We start from the raw sequence: 15,525 nt of genomic DNA on the forward strand, positions 1-15,525 counted from the left end.
ATTCAATTGAGCATACCAAAAGATTTGCGTTACTCAGGAGAACACGAGTGGGTAAAAGTTGAAGGAGAAAAAGCCAGAATCGGAATTACGCATTTTGCCCAGTCCGAACTAGGCGACATCGTGTTTGTCGAACTTCCTGAAGTGGGCGCTGAAATCAAAGCGGACGAGCCATTCGGCAGTGTTGAATCCGTTAAAACGGTATCTGAGCTTTATGCACCGATTAACGGAACGGTTGTGGAAGTTAACGAAGATCTTGATGACAGTCCGGAATTCGTCAACGAATCTCCGTACGAAAAAGCATGGATGATCGTCGTTGAGCCATCTGACGCTTCTGAAATTGAAAAACTGATGACAGCAGAGCAATACGAAGAGATGACACAAGAAGACTAAAACAGGATAGCCGTAAAAGCAATTGGACACGCTAACGTTATGGGAGGTGTCCAATATGGCTTTCGACAAACAAAAGCTCGATGTCACCAATGACGTGACAGGCCGCTTTCAAAATGGCCGGCTCTCGTTATATCATGATAATGAGATGATCGGCCAAATGACAAGCATGAATGAATATGAGCTTAAGTCCGGTTATTCCTTTGAAAATGAGAAATTTTATAAGACAGCCGATGTGGTCTCTGGAGACGACGCAAAATATGTAGATTGTGACTACGAAAACGGCTGGTGTTAATGTTGGCGGTGAATTTCACTGCCTTCTTTTACAATCTGAACGTTTCAAATTTGACGCGGCAGGTGAACAAGATGAAGATGGATGAGCTGGAAAAGGTTATGATTGTCGAGGGGAAATCAGATAAAGAGAAAATCGAAAGCGTCCTGAATGAACCGGTGCGCATTATCTGCACAAACGGAACAATCAGCCAGCTGAGGCTCGAGGAATTGGCTGACGAGCTTTATGATAAAGACGTCTATATATTAGTTGATGCTGATGAATCAGGTGAGAAATTGAGAAAACAGCTGAAGCGTGAATTTAATGAAGCCTGCCATCTCCATATCGACAGAGCCTATAAGGAAGTAGCGGCTGCGCCCAGGCACCATGTCGCTTCTGTATTACTGCGTGCGAATCTGAATGTCCATACTATTTTTCTTGAAAGAAAGTCCCGAGGTGTATAGCATGAAAGAACTCCAAGAACACGAACTTGATCACATTGAAGATGATGTGTACCTTCTATATTTATATACTCCGTTTTGCGGCACCTGCCAGCTTGCAAGCAAAATGCTGACAGTGGTGAAAGAAATGCTGCCGGATGTCGCCTTCTATCAAAACAATGTCAATTACTCTCCGACATTCGCAAAAGCGTATCAAATTGAAAGCGTCCCTTGTTTTCTGCTGTTTAAAGGCGGAAAGATGGTCGAAAGAGGATATGCATTTCATTCCGTTGCTTATTTATATGAGCTGATCAAACAAAAATCATCTTCCGCATCCCATTTATGACATATTTCTCAGCATATCCAATGAAATTGTCGTTCGTTTTATAAAGGGGTTCTTGCGACAAAGAGAGAAATGTGTATGTATGACCAACAAATAGGAGGTTGTACATATGGAGAAAGCGGAAGTTTTAGAGGATGAGTATCAGCATCTGTTTTTAAAACCCCTTTTGAATGCCTCAACATTGCTCATTACCTTCCAAGGAGAAGCAGAAGCCTTAACCGTCTCAATAAACGAACAGGGAGAAATGAAAAAAGTTTCTCCGCCCCAAACGTCCAACCTGACCTTTTACGGAAACCAAACGGAAATTATTGATTTATTGCACGGAGACATTTCCCTTCAGCACCTGATTCAGAGCGGAAGCCTCAAAGTAAAGGGGTCATTCAGGGCCCTGTTAAAACTGGAAGCCATTCTCTGGCTGACAAATGGATTTTTTCAGAGGATTATAAAAAATTAAAAAATAATAAATTATTATAATAGTAAAAGTTGACATCATTTATTTTATTGACATTTAATCATTCGCCGTGCTATTCTACATTAAGAATTTCCGGACGAAAAAGACTATATATTTCTCTTATCAAGAGAGGTGGAGGGAAGTGCCCTATGAAGCCCGGCAACCATCAACACTGTTGAAATGGTGCCAATTCACACGAAGCGTTCAGCTTTGAAAGATGAGAGAAAGGCATTTTATATAAGCCTTTCTGCTCAAGTGTGCAGAAAGGCTTTTCTTTTGCAGAAAAAACCGGAAGATTTCTTAGAATAGTGTTAAGGCAGGTGATTGCTTTGATCAATCTTCAGGATGTTTCAAAAGTTTACAAGTCGAAACATGGAGATGTCAATGCTGTCCAAAATGTCTCGCTTTCCATTAAAAAAGGTGAGATTTTTGGAATTATAGGATATAGCGGAGCTGGTAAGAGTTCCTTAATCCGTCTGCTGAACGGCCTTGAGAAACCAACCTCAGGAACCGTGGAAGTGGCGGGAACCAAGATTAATGAAGTAAATGGACGCGGTTTAAGAAAAGCACGCCATGAGATCAGTATGATTTTCCAGCATTTCAATTTGCTTTGGTCGCGGACCGTCAGAGATAATATCATGTTTCCTTTAGAAATTGCCGGGGTGAAAAAGAGCGAGCGGATCAAGCGCGCCAATGAACTGATTAAACTGGTAGGTTTAGAAGGAAAAGAAAAATCTTATCCGTCCCAGCTGAGCGGCGGTCAGAAGCAGCGTGTCGGAATTGCCAGAGCGCTTGCAAACAATCCGAAGGTTCTTCTTTGTGACGAAGCGACATCAGCATTAGATCCGCAAACGACAGATTCAATTCTGGATCTATTGTCCGATATTAATGAAAGACTCGGTTTAACGATTGTGCTGATTACGCACGAAATGCATGTCATCCGCAAAATCTGCAACAGAGTCGCCGTCATGGAAAACGGCAAGGTGGTCGAAGAAGGCGAGGTTCTCGATGTCTTTAAAAATCCAAAGGAACAAATGACAAAACGATTTGTTCAGCAGGTGACAGAGCCGGAAGAAACGAAAGAGACGCTTCAGCACCTTCTTGATGATACAGCATCAGGAAAAATGGTTCAGCTCACATTTGTCGGTGAGTCAGCTGAACAGCCTCTGATTACAGAGATGATCAGAAACTTCAATGTCAGCGTCAATATTCTGCAAGGGAAAATTTCGCAGACGAAGGATGGGGCTTACGGTTCACTGTTCATCCACATTGACGGGGACGAGGAAGAAGTGCAAAACGTGATCCGTTTCATTAATGACAAACAGGTGAAAGCAGAGGTGATCACGAATGTTTGAAAAATACTTCCCGAATGTTGATTTAACTGAATTATGGAACGCGACATATGAAACACTTTATATGACGCTGATTTCTTTACTGTTTGCTTTTGTCATCGGGGTCATCCTCGGCTTGCTGCTCTTTCTGACGAGCAAAGGAAGCCTCTGGCAGAATAAAGCGGTCAACTCTGCGATTGCGGCCGTTGTTAACATATTCAGATCGATTCCGTTCCTTATTTTAATTATTTTACTATTAGGTTTTACGAAATTTTTAGTCGGCACGATCTTAGGGCCAAACGCCGCATTGCCGGCGCTGGTAATCGGCTCGGCACCATTTTACGCGCGCCTTGTTGAAATCGCGCTGCGTGAGGTGGATAAAGGTGTGATTGAAGCCGCTAAATCAATGGGCGCGAAAACGTCTACGATTATTTTCAAAGTGCTGATTCCGGAATCAATGCCTGCTCTTATTTCTGGCATTACGGTTACTGCCATCGCTTTGATCGGCTCAACGGCAATTGCCGGAGCCATTGGTTCAGGAGGCCTTGGAAACCTTGCGTACGTAGAAGGATATCAGTCTAATAACGCTGATGTTACCTTCGTTGCTACTGTGTTTATTTTAATCATCGTGTTTATTATTCAAATCATCGGTGATCTAATAACAAATATTATAGACAAACGATAAGGGAGGATTTACATTGAAAAGGCTATTTTTGGGTGCATTACTGCTTGTATTTGCAGGAGTTATGGCTGCCTGCGGTTCGAATAACGGCGCTGAATCCGGCAAGAAAGAAATTGTCGTTGCGGCAACGAAAACACCGCATGCAGAAATTTTAAAAGAAGCTGAACCATTGCTGAAAGAAAAAGGCTATACGCTGAAAGTGAAAGTGCTAAGTGATTACAAAATGTACAATAAAGCTTTAGCTGATAAAGAAGTGGACGCGAACTACTTCCAGCACATTCCTTACCTTGAGCAAGAAATGAAAGAAAACACAGATTACAAACTTGTGAATGCCGGTGCTGTTCACTTAGAGCCATTCGGTATTTACTCTAAAACATACAAATCACTGAAAGACCTTCCAGACGGTGCGACAATCATTCTGACAAACAACGTTGCTGAACAAGGCCGTATGCTTGCAATGCTTGAAAACGCTGGATTAATCACTCTTGATTCTAAAGTGGAAACAGTTGACGCAACATTGAAAGACATTAAGAAAAACCCGAAAAACCTTGAATTCAAAAAAGTAGCGCCTGAATTAACGGCAAAAGCATATGAAAACAAAGAAGGAGACGCGGTCTTCATCAATGTAAACTATGCGATCCAAAATAAATTAAATCCTAAAAAAGACGCAATTGAAGTAGAATCAACGAAAAACAACCCATACGCTAACATCATCGCAGTAAGAAAAGGCGAAGAAGATTCTGCAAAAATCAAAGCGCTGATGGAAGTTCTTCACTCTAAAAAGATCAAAGACTTCATCGAGAAAAAATACGACGGAGCTGTGCTTCCTGTATCTGAATAAGACTGAAACCCCGGATGAGAAATCCGGGGTTTTTTCGCGTATTTTCCTAAAAGCTGTTCATAATAAAAAGGAATGTTAAACAGATGGAGGGATTTTCTTTGAATCAAGACAGAGGAAGCATGCAGGACGCGTTAAAACAATATAAACATGGTTTAGGTACATTTGAACAAAAGATGCCGCTGATGGGAAGAAAATTTAACGAATTTACTGAACAGTGCTTTGCCGGGAATTCTCTGACTGAAAGAGAAAAACAGCTGATCGCCCTCGGAATTGCCATCAATGCTCAGGACGAATATTGCATGATCTATCATACAAAAGGCTGTCTTGATCAGGGAGCGTCAGAAGAAAACATTCTCGAAGCCGTCAGTGTGGCAGCGGCATTTGGAGGCGGCGCAGCTTTCAGCCAAGGCGTGACAGTCGTTCAACAGTGCATTGAGGAATTCGGAAACACCACGCATTAAGAGAAGGAATATTCCGAAAAACCATTCTCATTTGTTCTGAAAGGATGCTTTCGTCTCATCTGCCGCTATTTCACGCCAAATCGTTTTTGCGGCATCCAACGCAGCACTGGTACAATAAAAAGCAAATATATGAAGGGATTGATTCATTATTTGCAGCAGCCAGGACAGACTGAACCTCGATTATACGTCAGAAATGGAAAAAGCGATGCAGCTGTCACACGGAATTGGATACGAGGAATATGGACGCCGGCTGGAAACAAGAATGAAAGTAGAGCGGCAGAGAGAGCTTGATTATGAAAAAAGCAAGCGGATTTCTGCGGGAGCTTATTGAGAAAATCAATCTTTTAAAAAAGGGTGGGAATCCACTCTTTTTCTTTTTCAATCGCTTTAATAAAGTGCTGATCTTTGTTAAACTTGAGGAATGTGCAAGGCACGATAAAAAGTTGTATTTACTTTTCATTTGTTATAAAATTAGAATGAGAATAAAATGAGAATAATGATTATATATTTTTGGAGGTATAGATATGGCTGCTTCAACATTAACGATCAAAGATCTTCACGTTGAAATCGAAGGGAAAGAGATCTTAAAGGGTGTAAACCTTGAAATAAAAGGTGGAGAATTCCACGCAGTAATGGGCCCGAACGGAACTGGTAAATCCACTTTATCAGCTGCTATTATGGGGCATCCTAAATATGAAGTAACAAAAGGCAGCATCACGCTTGACGGCAAAGATGTACTGGAGATGGAAGTGGACGAGCGTGCGCAGGCAGGCTTATTCCTTGCGATGCAGTACCCAAGTGAAATCAGCGGTGTGACAAATGCCGACTTCCTTCGCTCAGCAATCAACGCGCGCAGAGAAGAAGGCGATGAAATTTCTCTCATGAAATTCATCCGCAAAATGGACGAAAACATGGAGTTCCTTGAAATGGACCCTGAAATGGCTCAGCGCTATCTTAACGAAGGCTTCTCAGGCGGGGAGAAAAAACGCAACGAAATCCTTCAATTAATGATGATTGAACCGAAAATCGCCATCCTTGATGAAATTGACTCAGGTCTTGATATTGACGCTTTGAAAGTTGTATCAAAAGGGATCAACAAAATGCGCAGCGAAAACTTCGGCTGCTTGATGATCACTCACTATCAGCGCCTGTTAAACTACATCACTCCGGATGTTGTTCACGTTATGATGCAAGGCCGCGTTGTCAAATCCGGCGGTGCAGAGCTTGCACAGCGTCTTGAAGCAGAAGGTTATGACTGGATCAAACAAGAACTTGGCATTGAAGACGAAACTGTTGGCCAAGAAGCGTAAGCGTTAGGGGGATTAATATGACACTAGGTACAAAACTATCCGTAGATCAGGAGTATCTCAAAAGCTTTTCCGAAAAGCACCAAGAACCTGCCTGGCTGAAGAACCTGCGCTTACAGGCTCTTGAACAAGCTGAGGATCTGCCGATGCCGAAACCTGACAAAACAAAAATCACAAACTGGAACTTCACGAATTTCGCGAAGCATACAGTAGATAACGAACCGCTTTCTTCATTAGAAGATTTGACTGATGAAGTAAAAGCGCTGATCGACATTGAAAACGAAGATAAAACATTATACGTACAGCGTGACCAGACGCCGGCACATCTTTCTCTTTCTCAAGAATTGAAAGACAAAGGCGTCATCTTCACTGATATTCTGACTGCTGCACGCGAGCACAGCGACTTGGTGGAGAAATACTTTATGAAGGACGGCGTGAAGGTTGACGAACATAAGTTAACTGCACTTCACGCGGCTCTTGTTAACGGAGGAGCATTCCTTTATGTTCCGAAAAATGTTCAGGTGGAGACGCCGGTTCAGGCTGTTTATGTCCACGAAAGTAATGATACAGCTCTATTCAACCACGTGCTGATTGTGGCTGAAGACCACAGCTCTGTAACATATGTAGAAAACTACATCAGCACTGTAAACCCGAAAGACGCTGTCTTCAATATTATCAGTGAGGTCATCACAGGTGATAATGCCAGCGTGACATACGGTGCGGTGGATAATCTGTCAAGCGGTGTGACAACTTATGTGAACCGCCGCGGTGCTGCGCGCGGACGCGACAGCAAAATCGAGTGGGCTCTCGGCCTGATGAACGATGGCGACACGATTTCCGAAAACACAACAAACCTTTACGGTGACGGCACATACGGCGATACGAAAACGGTTGTTGTCGGAAGAGGAGAGCAAACAGAAAACTTCACAACACAAATCATCCATTTCGGTAAAGCTTCTGAAGGCTATATCTTGAAGCATGGTGTGATGAAGGATTCCGCTTCTTCTATCTTTAACGGAATCGGCAAAATCGAACATGGCGCTTCTAAAGCGAATGCGGAGCAAGAATCACGCGTGCTGATGCTCAGCGAAAAAGCACGCGGAGACGCAAACCCTATTCTTTTAATTGACGAAGACGATGTAACTGCAGGACATGCGGCATCTGTCGGCCGTGTGGACCCTATTCAGCTTTACTACCTGATGAGCCGCGGAATTCCGAAAGAAGAAGCAGAACGCTTAGTCATTTACGGATTCCTTGCACCGGTAGTAAATGAACTTCCGATTGAAGGCGTTAAGAAACAATTAGTTTCTGTTATCGAAAGGAAAGTGAAGTAATGAATATCACAGATATACGTGAACAGTTCCCGATCCTTCATCAGCAAGTGAACGGACATGATCTCGTTTATCTCGACAGCGCGGCGACTTCCCAGAAGCCGCGTGCTGTCATTGAAACACTGGATAAGTATTATAACCAATACAATTCCAATGTTCACCGGGGCGTCCATACACTTGGAACCAGAGCGACAGATGGTTATGAAGGAGCGCGTGAAAAAGTCCGCAAGTTTATTAACGCGAAGTCAATGGCTGAGATTATTTTCACAAAAGGCACGACCACATCACTGAATATGGTGGCGTTAAGCTATGCGCGCGCCAACCTGAAACCTGGTGATGAAGTGGTCATCACCTACATGGAGCATCATGCGAATATCATTCCGTGGCAGCAGGCTGTAAAAGCAACTGGCGCCACATTAAAATATATTCCGCTGCAGGAAGACGGAACGATTTCTTTAGAAGACGTCAGAGAAACGGTCACAAGCAACACAAAAATTGTTGCGGTGTCTCATGTATCTAATGTTCTCGGCACGGTCAACCCGATTAAAGAAATGGCGAAAATCGCTCATGACAATGGGGCTGTCATTGTGGTGGACGGTGCACAAAGCACGCCTCACATGAAAATTGACGTGCAGGATCTCGATTGCGACTTCTTTGCGCTTTCTTCCCATAAAATGTGCGGACCTACTGGTATTGGTGTGCTGTACGGAAAGAAAGCCCTGCTGGAAAACATGGAGCCTGCCGAATTCGGCGGTGAAATGATCGACTTTGTCGGGCTTTATGAATCAACTTGGAAAGAGCTTCCGTGGAAATTCGAAGCGGGTACGCCGATTATTGCAGGAGCAATCGGCCTCGGTGCCGCCATTGATTTTCTCGAAGAAATCGGTCTTGATGAGATTTCCCGCCATGAGCACAAGCTTGCTGCTTATGCGCTTGAACGCTTCCGCCAGCTTGACGGCGTAACGGTTTACGGGCCGGAAGAGCGTGCCGGGCTTGTCACATTTAACCTTGATGATGTTCATCCGCACGATGTGGCGACTGTGCTTGATGCGGAGGGAATCGCAGTCAGAGCCGGCCACCATTGTGCGCAGCCGCTGATGAAATGGCTGGATGTAACTGCTACTGCAAGAGCAAGCTTTTATCTGTATAATACAGAGGAAGAGATTGATAAGCTTGTGGAAGCTCTTCAAAAGACAAAGGAGTATTTTACAAATGTCTTTTAATGCAAACTTAGATACATTGTACAGACAGGTGATTATGGATCATTACAAAAACCCGCGAAATAAAGGGGTTTTGAATGACAGCATTGTCGTGGATATGAACAATCCGACATGCGGCGACCGCATCAGACTGACAATGAAGCTTGACGGAGACATCGTGGAAGATGCGAAGTTTGAAGGGGAAGGCTGTTCCATTTCAATGGCATCCGCTTCGATGATGACTCAGGCGATTAAAGGGAAAGATATTGAAACTGCCCTTTCCATGTCTAAGATTTTCTCGGATATGATGCAAGGGAAAGAGTATGATGATTCTATAGATCTCGGGGATATTGAAGCCCTTCAAGGCGTTTCAAAATTCCCGGCCCGTATCAAATGTGCAACCCTGTCATGGAAAGCACTTGAAAAAGGAGTCGCGAAAGAAGAAGGCGGCAATTAAAAGGATTGGAGTGAAAATGGATGGCTAAAAAAATGCCTGATATTGGTGAATACAAGTATGGTTTTCACGACAAGGACGTTTCCATTTTCCGTTCAGAGCGCGGATTGACAAAAGAAATCGTAGAAGAAATTTCTCGCATGAAAGAAGAGCCTCAATGGATGCTTGACTTCCGCTTGAAATCACTTGAGCATTTCTACAACATGCCGATGCCTCAATGGGGCGGAGATTTAAACTCACTGAACTTTGACGAAATTACGTACTACGTAAAACCGTCTGAGCGTTCAGAGCGTTCTTGGGATGAAGTTCCTGAAGAAATTAAACAAACATTCGACAAGCTCGGTATTCCTGAAGCTGAACAAAAATACCTTGCGGGTGTTTCTGCTCAGTACGAATCTGAGGTTGTATACCACAACATGAAAGAAGATCTTGAAGCGCAAGGTATTGTCTTTAAAGACACTGACAGCGCGCTGAAAGAGAATGAAGATATTTTCCGTGAGCACTGGGCAAAAGTAATCCCGCCGACTGATAACAAGTTTGCGGCGCTTAACTCAGCTGTTTGGTCGGGCGGATCTTTCATCTACGTGCCTAAAGGCGTGAAGGTTGAAACACCGCTTCAAGCTTACTTCCGTATCAACTCTGAGAACATGGGTCAGTTCGAACGTACACTGATCATTGTTGACGAAGAAGCAAGCGTTCATTATGTTGAAGGCTGTACTGCGCCTGTTTACACAACAAACTCACTTCACAGTGCGGTCGTTGAGATCATCGTGAAAAAAGGCGGCTACTGCCGTTATACAACGATCCAAAACTGGGCGAACAACGTTTACAACCTTGTAACAAAGCGTACAGTCTGTGAAGAAAACGCAACAATGGAATGGATCGACGGCAACATCGGTTCTAAGCTGACAATGAAATATCCGGCTTGTATCCTAAAAGGCGAAGGCGCGCGCGGTATGACGCTTTCTATCGCTCTTGCGGGTAAAGGCCAGCATCAGGATGCAGGTGCGAAAATGATTCACCTTGCACCAAACACATCATCTACAATCGTATCAAAATCGATTTCAAAACAGGGCGGAAAAGTAACGTACCGCGGAATCGTCCACTTCGGACGCAAAGCGGAAGGCGCTCGCTCTAACATCGAGTGCGATACGCTCATTATGGATAACAAATCAACGTCAGACACAATTCCTTACAATGAAATCTTAAATGATAACATTTCATTGGAGCACGAAGCGAAAGTGTCTAAAGTATCTGAAGAGCAGCTCTTCTACTTGATGAGCCGCGGTATTTCTGAAGAAGAAGCAACTGAAATGATCGTAATGGGCTTTATCGAGCCATTCACAAAAGAGCTTCCAATGGAATACGCAGTAGAAATGAACCGTTTGATTAAGTTCGAAATGGAAGGTTCTATTGGATAACTAACGAAAAACCCTTGTTTATCGAGGGTTTTTCTTATTTTCGACACATGCCAAGTTTCTATTGTGCCAATTTTTATGCCAAGCTTTTTGTTATCTTGATGAGTAAGAAGCAAATTTTGCAAGCTCATCTTGTTCGATTTTTTTAGTTATGTGTGAATATTTTTCACTTATTGTTTTAGTGTTCTAGTGTCCAACCGTGTCTGAAAGCGTGTAAGCCTCTATATTCAACCCCTGAAGCTTGTGATAGTTTCGAATGTGTAAGATAGTGCCTATTGTAATTTTAGAAAATGATTACATCTTTGTTTTTTTGAATCCTGGATATTTCAAGATTCAATTCATTTTGCTTTGACCTTTTTTAATTCACAAATATTTTCTTCATATGCAAATATCAGGCTCAGTGTTTTAATATAGAGTTGGAGTCGGAGGAGAACAATAGAAGGAAACAATATCTCTTAAATCAACGGAATAATTATTCCATCTTCCACCGAAAAACCTATATCCATAAACTCTTGATTCTCCGATAGCCGTTAAGAAATACCAGAAATTATCATTATTTCTAAGCCACAAATATGTGAAACGATACAAACAATTTTGTAAATCCCGGGGATTCAGGGCATAGGGTGTCATTTGTCTTTGATATACCATTATTCGAGGTTCACTCCTTATTGCAATTAGACTTTTAACTAGTTTACGCTCAGGGTCAAAACTTGGTTTGGATGTATGCCTAGTAGCCTCAAAAATTTAAATATGAATAAAGCATTTTATTGAGAACGGTATTTCTATTTCAAAAGATTAGTACAGTTTAAATAAGCCGTGGAATAGTTCAACTAACAGGTGCATTACTTCAATAAGAACTTTCAAAAGATATGAAACTTACGGCACCAGTGAATTATGACTGTAAACCCTTATATCATGCGGCTTCAGCTCATGCCAACACGGTGCCAAGTTAAGATTATCATCATTTAAACCATCTGAAGAAATGGCTTTAAATCAAGGGTTTGGGTGACCCTTTTATAAATCATTCCGTACCATTTTATAAAAATAATCAAGTTCGAAATGGAAGGTTCAATCGATTATTTTTTTATAAAAAGGACGTGACTGGTTTTCAGTCGCGTCCTTTTTGTATGCAGAAGAAAAACCGCTGGCCGAGGGGCCGCGGTTTTTTACTCTTCTTCTGTCTCTTGATTGATAATTTGCTTTACAGATGATCTGCTGTTATTTTCTCTGTTCATCTCCCGCAATTGAGTATAAGCCATATCGAATTCCTCTTTTGTCATCTGCTTTGCGGCTAATGCAGAGCATAATATAGCAAAAGCAATTGGCATTGTATCAATGTGAATGTCGATATGGACCTCTGAGTTGCCGCTGTTTTTGATAACAGATTCAGTAGTGGGTATCTCTTGAGTATGTCTGTTGAGAGGAATGATGTTTTCGTTCATTAGTCTTCTCCGTCTTGTGACTGCGCCTGTGCCTGATCCTGATCTGTATTCACGCTGACCACGACTTTTGCATTACCGCTGTTTTGGACTTTTGCGACTGCCGCATCGCGTCTGTTTTCTTCATTTTCATGACGATTTTCGCTCATGGTATCATCCTTTCTCTATTGATAGTGACAGGATATTCGATAGGAGAGTAAAGAGATTGGACGAACTTCGCGGTTTTTCCACATTAGGGCAAAAGGTCGAAGGAAAGCATTCTATTTGGTAAAATGAATAGACATTATAATAGAAAAGGTGTTTGCATATGAAATCGTACATCATCGTCGGCGCAGGGATTCTGGGCGCGTCGACGGCTTATCATCTCGCAAAATCAGGCGCTCGCGTTACTGTCATTGATCGGAAAGAGCCGGGACAAGCGACTGATGCGGCGGCGGGGATCGTCTGTCCATGGCTCTCGCAACGCCGTAATCAGGATTGGTACCAGCTTGCTAAGGGGGGAGCGCGGTACTATAAGGATTTAATCCATCAATTGGAAAAAGACGGTGAATCGGATACAGGATACAAACGTGTCGGTGCCATCAGCATTCATACTGACGCGTCTAAACTCGATAAAATGGAGGAAAGGGCGTATAAGAGACGGGAGGATGCGCCGGAAATCGGCGACATTACCCGCTTGTCTGCAAGTGAAACGAAAAAGCTGTTTCCGATTTTAGCTGACGGCTATGAATCGGTTCATATCAGCGGTGCCGCCCGTGTAAACGGAAGAGCGCTGTGCCGGTCGCTTTTAAGCGCTGCAGAGAAACGCGGCGCAACGGTCATCAAAGGAAATGCGCATTTGCTTTTTGAAAACGGAACAGTCACCGGCGTGCAAACAGATACAAAGCAGTTTGCGGCTGACGCGGTCATTGTGACGGCGGGAGCATGGGCCAATGAGATATTGAAGACTCTTGGCATTCATTTTCAAGTGTCATTTCAAAAAGCGCAGATTATGCATTTTGAAATGCCAGATGCAGATACAGGATCGTGGCCGGTTGTAATGCCGCCGAGTGATCAGTACATTCTTTCGTTTGATAACGGCAGAATTGTAGCCGGCGCCACACACGAAAACGATGCCGGTCTTGATGATCTTCGTGTGACAGCCGGAGGCCAGCACGAAGTATTGAGCAAAGCGTTAGCCGTTGCACCGGGTCTTGCTGATGCGGCTGCTGTTGAAACAAGAGTGGGCTTCAGGCCGTTTACACCGGGTTTTCTGCCGGTCGTAGGGGCCGTGCCGAATGTTCAAGGCCTATATGCTGCAAACGGTTTGGGTGCTTCTGGACTGACGATGGGGCCGTTCTTGGGTGCAGAGCTCGCAAAGCTAGTTCTTGGAAAGCAGACAGAATTAGACCTTAGTCCTTATCATCCAGCCGAAGCACTTGCATAATAAGTAAGAGCATAACAAACAAATATAATAAAGCTGTTCTAGCTTTTCTTTTCTGTATGTGTTAGCATTTATCTTTAATGAAAAAGAGGACGTGAACTGATTTTGATAAAAATTGATATACCCGCACCGAATGTCACCATCACTGAACGACAGCAGTCAGCTAATGATAACGAGCCGAAGATAAAACCGATTCACGGATTCATCGACTTTCACCAGATCCCAAGGGACAAAGGCGGCATTTTTATGTTTTACAACATTCATGACGAGCTGCTGTTTGTCGGTAAAGCCAGAAAGTTAAGACAGAGAATTAAGAAGCATTTCGAAGACACTGTTTCACCGATCAAACATCACAGAGACGAAGTATATAAAATTGAGGTATGTGTAGTTGATGATCCAATGGAAAGAGAGATTTACGAAACATATATCATCAATACACAGCACTCGAAGTACAACATAGACAAGGTATTTTTTAAATAAGACGTCAGTCTGCGGATTGAACAGCGAGCCAGAGCTTAAGTCAAGTTCTGGCTTTTGATTTGGGCATTTTTTCGCATATAGACCCTTTGTCTATCATTCGAATAAATTATTGAGAAATTTCAGAAAATAATATTGACAATCCCACCCGCGGACTTTAATATAACAATATATAATGTTATATAACGTTATATAATAAAAACGGGGAGTGAAGGATTTGAGTCAGGCCACAGCAAAAGTAAATCGTGAGGTTCAAGCTTTCTTGCAGGATTTGAAAGGGAAAACCATTGATCATGTATTCTTTGTCGCATGCGGAGGGTCTTCTGCCATTATGTATCCGAGTAAGTATGTGTTTGACAGAGAGTCAAAATCAATAAACTCCGACCTCTACAGCGCCAACGAATTTATTCAGCGCAACCCTGTTCAGCTTGGTGAAAAGTCTCTTGTTATTTTGTGCTCGCATTCGGGAAATACCCCGGAGACAGTCAAAGCTGCTGCGTTTGCAAGGGGCAAGGGTGCACTTACGATTGCGATGACGTTTAAACCGGAGTCTCCTTTAGCGCAGGAAGCGCAATATGTTGCCCAGTACGATTGGGGTGATGAGGCGCTTGCGATCAATACAAACTATGGCGTTTTGTATCAAATCGTTTTTGGAACCCTGCAAGTATTAGAAAACAATACGAAATTCCAACAAGCAATTGAAGGCTTAGATCAATTGCAGGCTGTATATGAAAAAGCCCTTAAGCAGGAAGCTGACAACGCCAAGCAATTTGCAAAAGCCCATGAAAAAGAAAGTATTATTTATACCATGGCAAGCGGTGCAAACTACGGTGTCGCTTACTCCTACAGCATCTGCATTCTCATGGAAATGCAATGGATTCATTCCCACGCCATTCATGCCGGAGAATATTTTCACGGACCGTTTGAAATTATTGATGAATCCGTGCCGTTTATCATCCTGCTCGGTTTAGATGAAACAAGACCTCTTGAAGAGCGGGCGCTTACCTTCTCGAAAAAGTATGGCAAAAAGCTCACTGTGCTTGATGCTGCATCTTACGACTTCACTGCAATTGACGATTCAGTTAAAGGCTATCTTGCTCCGCTCGTTCTCAATCGTGTGCTGAGAAGCTATGCAGACGAGCTGGCAGAGGCGAGAAATCATCCTTTATCTCATAGAAGATATATGTGGAAAGTTGAGTATTGATCTGAAAATGAGGAACCATTATGCATTAGACTATAATGTTATATAACATTATAGTCTAATGTCCAG

20 protein-coding genes and 1 riboswitch are annotated in these 15,525 nt (G+C 42.9%); of the genes, 18 read left to right on the top strand and 2 right to left on the bottom strand.

Translation table 11 applies throughout. The features are described 5' to 3' along the window. Nucleotides 1-6 precede the first annotated feature (6 nt). From gcvH to sufB, 15 genes are all read left to right on the top strand, one after another. Nucleotides 7-390: a glycine cleavage system protein GcvH gene (gene gcvH / locus BGM23_RS05340; protein WP_003222781.1), complete on the top strand. Its 384-nt coding sequence runs from the start codon at nucleotides 7-9 to the stop codon at nucleotides 388-390. A 55-nt stretch (nucleotides 391-445) separates the two neighbouring features. Then, on the top strand, nucleotides 446-682 hold the full coding sequence (locus BGM23_RS05345) for a YusG family protein (RefSeq protein ID WP_003228581.1): 237 nt from the start codon (nucleotides 446-448) through the stop codon (nucleotides 680-682). Nucleotides 683-759: 77 nt separating this feature from the next. Next, nucleotides 760-1,122, top strand: a complete 363-nt coding sequence (locus BGM23_RS05350) for a toprim domain-containing protein (protein ID WP_015483668.1) — start codon at nucleotides 760-762, stop codon at nucleotides 1,120-1,122. Nucleotide 1,123: 1 nt separating this feature from the next. Continuing rightward, nucleotides 1,124-1,444 (top strand): thioredoxin family protein, encoded by a 321-nt coding sequence (locus BGM23_RS05355; RefSeq protein WP_015251268.1) that lies wholly within the window; start codon nucleotides 1,124-1,126, stop codon nucleotides 1,442-1,444. Nucleotides 1,445-1,550: 106 nt separating this feature from the next. Beyond that, nucleotides 1,551-1,895 (top strand): SCP2 sterol-binding domain-containing protein, encoded by a 345-nt coding sequence (locus BGM23_RS05360; RefSeq protein ID WP_015251269.1) that lies wholly within the window; start codon nucleotides 1,551-1,553, stop codon nucleotides 1,893-1,895. 114 nt (nucleotides 1,896-2,009) lie between these two features. Continuing rightward, nucleotides 2,010-2,116: riboswitch (SAM riboswitch) on the top strand. Nucleotides 2,117-2,221: 105 nt separating this feature from the next. Beyond that, nucleotides 2,222-3,247 (top strand): methionine ABC transporter ATP-binding protein MetN, encoded by a 1,026-nt coding sequence (gene metN / locus BGM23_RS05365; protein ID WP_003242531.1) that lies wholly within the window; start codon nucleotides 2,222-2,224, stop codon nucleotides 3,245-3,247. After that, nucleotides 3,240-3,908, top strand: coding sequence for a methionine ABC transporter permease MetP (metP, locus tag BGM23_RS05370; protein WP_015251270.1), 669 nt, complete (start codon nucleotides 3,240-3,242; stop codon nucleotides 3,906-3,908). Before metN ends, metP begins: the two co-directional genes overlap by 8 nt. Before the next feature lie 13 nt (nucleotides 3,909-3,921). Further along, on the top strand, nucleotides 3,922-4,746 hold the full coding sequence (gene metQ, locus BGM23_RS05375) for a methionine ABC transporter substrate-binding lipoprotein MetQ (RefSeq protein WP_015251271.1): 825 nt from the start codon (nucleotides 3,922-3,924) through the stop codon (nucleotides 4,744-4,746). Nucleotides 4,747-4,829: 83 nt separating this feature from the next. Beyond that, the gene (locus BGM23_RS05380) at nucleotides 4,830-5,207 is read left to right on the top strand and encodes a carboxymuconolactone decarboxylase family protein (RefSeq protein ID WP_003228596.1); all 378 of its coding nucleotides are present in this window, start codon (nucleotides 4,830-4,832) and stop codon (nucleotides 5,205-5,207) included. 193 nt (nucleotides 5,208-5,400) lie between these two features. After that, the gene (locus BGM23_RS05385) at nucleotides 5,401-5,538 is read left to right on the top strand and encodes a YuzK family famiily protein (protein ID WP_003228600.1); all 138 of its coding nucleotides are present in this window, start codon (nucleotides 5,401-5,403) and stop codon (nucleotides 5,536-5,538) included. 193 nt (nucleotides 5,539-5,731) lie between these two features. Next, entirely contained in the window at nucleotides 5,732-6,517 is a 786-nt protein-coding gene (gene sufC / locus BGM23_RS05390; RefSeq protein WP_003151872.1) for a Fe-S cluster assembly ATPase SufC, read from the top strand. Between the two features lie 17 nt (nucleotides 6,518-6,534). Beyond that, nucleotides 6,535-7,848 carry a Fe-S cluster assembly protein SufD gene (gene sufD / locus BGM23_RS05395; RefSeq protein ID WP_003228602.1) on the top strand — a complete coding sequence of 438 codons (1,314 nt, stop codon included), beginning with the start codon at nucleotides 6,535-6,537 and terminating at the stop codon, nucleotides 7,846-7,848. Further along, entirely contained in the window at nucleotides 7,848-9,068 is a 1,221-nt protein-coding gene (gene sufS / locus BGM23_RS05400) for a cysteine desulfurase SufS (protein ID WP_015251273.1), read from the top strand. Before sufD ends, sufS begins: the two co-directional genes overlap by 1 nt. Continuing rightward, complete coding sequence (gene sufU, locus BGM23_RS05405) at nucleotides 9,058-9,501, top strand: Fe-S cluster assembly sulfur transfer protein SufU (protein ID WP_003222809.1); 444 nt, start codon at nucleotides 9,058-9,060, stop codon at nucleotides 9,499-9,501. The genes sufS and sufU overlap by 11 nt, the downstream gene beginning before the upstream one ends. Nucleotides 9,502-9,521: 20 nt before the next feature. Continuing rightward, nucleotides 9,522-10,919, top strand: a complete 1,398-nt coding sequence (gene sufB / locus BGM23_RS05410) for a Fe-S cluster assembly protein SufB (protein ID WP_003228608.1) — start codon at nucleotides 9,522-9,524, stop codon at nucleotides 10,917-10,919. 1,163 nt (nucleotides 10,920-12,082) lie between these two features. On the opposite strand, the gene BGM23_RS05415 is transcribed toward sufB, so the two are convergent. Then, on the bottom strand, nucleotides 12,083-12,358 hold the full coding sequence (locus tag BGM23_RS05415) for a hypothetical protein (protein ID WP_003243521.1): 276 nt from the start codon (nucleotides 12,356-12,358) through the stop codon (nucleotides 12,083-12,085). Then, nucleotides 12,358-12,504, bottom strand: coding sequence for an acid-soluble spore protein SspG (gene sspG, locus BGM23_RS05420; RefSeq protein WP_003228613.1), 147 nt, complete (start codon nucleotides 12,502-12,504; stop codon nucleotides 12,358-12,360). The genes BGM23_RS05415 and sspG overlap by 1 nt, the downstream gene beginning before the upstream one ends. A gap of 158 nt (nucleotides 12,505-12,662) precedes the next feature. Here sspG and BGM23_RS05425 point away from each other — a divergent pair, with 158 nt between their 5' ends. The 3 genes from BGM23_RS05425 (at nucleotide 12,663) to frlB (ending at nucleotide 15,459) form a co-directional block, all read left to right on the top strand. After that, on the top strand, nucleotides 12,663-13,781 hold the full coding sequence (locus BGM23_RS05425; RefSeq protein ID WP_046663936.1) for an NAD(P)/FAD-dependent oxidoreductase: 1,119 nt from the start codon (nucleotides 12,663-12,665) through the stop codon (nucleotides 13,779-13,781). Nucleotides 13,782-13,883: 102 nt separating this feature from the next. After that, nucleotides 13,884-14,258 carry a nucleotide excision repair endonuclease gene (locus BGM23_RS05430; protein ID WP_003228617.1) on the top strand — a complete coding sequence of 125 codons (375 nt, stop codon included), beginning with the start codon at nucleotides 13,884-13,886 and terminating at the stop codon, nucleotides 14,256-14,258. Between the two features lie 214 nt (nucleotides 14,259-14,472). Continuing rightward, nucleotides 14,473-15,459: a fructosamine deglycase FrlB gene (gene frlB, locus BGM23_RS05435; protein ID WP_015251278.1), complete on the top strand. Its 987-nt coding sequence runs from the start codon at nucleotides 14,473-14,475 to the stop codon at nucleotides 15,457-15,459. The last annotated feature ends 66 nt before the right edge of the window (nucleotides 15,460-15,525 follow it).

Source organism: Bacillus sp. FJAT-14266, from assembly GCF_001719225.1.
In the GTDB taxonomy this organism is placed as follows: Bacteria; Bacillota; Bacilli; order Bacillales; family Bacillaceae; genus Bacillus; species Bacillus subtilis.